Here is a 370-nt window from a genome sequence, read left to right as displayed (position 1 = left end):
GTTGGTAGCGCCCGCGACGGTTTAGGGCCTCTTCGACGGCGGCTTTGCCGGACCGCATTTTTTCGCCGACAATGTAGTGTCCCCCGGCCTGTTGCAAGATTCGCAAATTCTCTTCAGACGAAAATCCGCGGTCCATCACGCTGATCACACGCCCAAGCTTCCAGCCAATCAAGTCTTGTTTCACCTGTTTGATGACCGTCATATCCATCGTATTGCCAGGCCATACCCAAGCGCGAATGGGGACCCCTTCCCGGGTAACGGCCAGTCCAATGACGATTTGGACCAAATCGGGACGCTTATCTTTGGAAAACCCCTGCTTTCGAAGCGATTCTCCTTCTGGTGTTTCGGATGGATCCACTTCGAAGTACGA

At 54.1% G+C, this 370-nt stretch carries 1 pseudogene; it reads right to left on the bottom strand.

Annotated elements, in window-relative coordinates:
* Positions 1 to 370: pseudogene (locus I656_RS0116505) on the bottom strand (transposase); the annotation flags it as partial.

It is taken from the genome of Geobacillus sp. WSUCF1, assembly GCF_000422025.1.
Taxonomy (GTDB): Bacteria; Bacillota; Bacilli; order Bacillales; family Anoxybacillaceae; genus Geobacillus; species Geobacillus zalihae.
The sequence above is the reverse complement of the archived record's forward strand: the minus strand, read 5'-3'. Positions and strand labels throughout refer to the sequence as shown.